Raw genomic sequence first — 1,428 nt, forward strand, 5'->3', positions numbered from 1 at the left:
TTAACATTTAAAGATGACAAAGGCGACGATGCGACGCCTTTGGTGTACCTCGAAATCGACGGCTACATATCGTCGTAGGCTTCGATTTTTGAACCTTCAATCACATACGCTGTTTCTGCCAGTTCATGGTTAATGGTTTCGGTTTTTAACGTTCCCACCACGTAAATGACATCCCAAAGTTCCTGTACTGGTGCGCCTTTCGGAAATTTCACGTAAATGATTTGGTTTGGTGGTGGTGGTGGTACGTGGATACACGCCCCAAAATACGGCACCAACAAAAATTCCGTCACCGTGTTGGCATCTCCCGCAAGAGGAATCACGAAGCCAGGGATTTTGACCTGACTGCCATTGAGTTCTGGTCTGACGTTACCGATTTTTGATTGCTGCGCCGCGCCACCACTGTGATCAGATGCGGGCATCCCCACGCTGTCGAACAGCTTACGTTCCGCTTCAGGAACCAGATCGATCCAGTCGAGCGTTAATGGCTCATCACTCGCCATGACCGGCGTCGTAAATGCAATCGCGAGTAAGCAACTGGCTAAAACTTTTTTCCACATCGTTAGATCCTTATGGTCATTCCGTCACTGAGTGACTGTCTGTAGGCGCGGAATGCTGGAATAAAACCAATCACAATACCGGCGCATTGTACAAAGCTAAGCAGCATCCATTCGTACGCAGAAAGCGTGCTTAACGTGAGATTTATACCGTAGTGTTGTTGAATTAGGGGCTGAAGTAGGGCGAGTATCGCATACAGTCCCAAAACGCCAGTGACGATACCTGCTGCTGTGAGTAAACTCGCTTCACTAATGAGCAGAGAAAAAACGTGGCGCGGGCGTGCTCCCATAGCGCGTAAAATGGCCATTTCTCGACGTCGTTCTTGAACCAAAAGACTATGCCAACGGCGCGACCGGTCTTTTGAAAGATCAAGAAAAAGAGATCATCAACGCTCCCGACGTGGTGACGGCTAAAGCCTCTTAACCTGCTCTTTTCCTTTCTTTTGGGTCGATATAAATCGTAATTTGTATCGACCCTTTTTGAACTTTTCTGCAACAATCCCTCTCTAACTTGCATGTGAACTGCCGTCACCCTTTGAATATCCAAACTAGACCTTATATTAAAAATATCAATCAAGATAAGTTGATGTTCATAAACCTATGCAGGCAATTCGTTTCAGTCTATTGCGGCCTTTGAATAATGGCATGCGCTATCAGTTGGGCTAAACGTACCCTGTCATGGATGACCAAACGCTTATTCTTATTGGTGTAAAGTGCGGATATTTCTTTTTGGCAGACATGTTTCAAGAGGAGTTACTGGATGAAAAAGCCATTGCTTGCGCTAACCGTTCTATCTTTAAGTTTGAGTTCCATGATCACGCCGATAACGGCCACGGCAGCACTGCCTGCAAGTGTTGATGGCCAGCATTTACCA

The 1,428-nt window shown here is 46.4% G+C and carries 1 protein-coding gene and 1 pseudogene; both read right to left on the bottom strand.

Going from position 1 to position 1,428, the window contains the following annotated elements; genetic code table 11:
• Positions 1–62 precede the first annotated feature (62 nt).
• Positions 63–557: a DUF3299 domain-containing protein gene (locus tag R7E00_RS23375; protein WP_318124622.1), complete on the bottom strand. Its 495-nt coding sequence runs from the start codon at positions 555–557 to the stop codon at positions 63–65.
• A gap of 2 nt (positions 558–559) precedes the next feature.
• Positions 560–883: pseudogene (locus R7E00_RS23380) on the bottom strand (FtsX-like permease family protein); the annotation flags it as partial.
• Positions 884–1,428: the final 545 nt, after the last annotated feature.

The organism is Vibrio sp. Vb1755 (assembly GCF_033338635.1).
In the GTDB taxonomy this organism is placed as follows: Bacteria; Pseudomonadota; Gammaproteobacteria; order Enterobacterales; family Vibrionaceae; genus Vibrio; species Vibrio alginolyticus.

Bases quoted from the DNA above. Each gene is read 5' to 3' on its own strand.
- R7E00_RS23375 (WP_318124622.1), bottom strand. From the start codon at position 557: ATGTGGAAAAAAGTTTTAGCCAGTTGCTTACTCGCGATTGCATTTACG.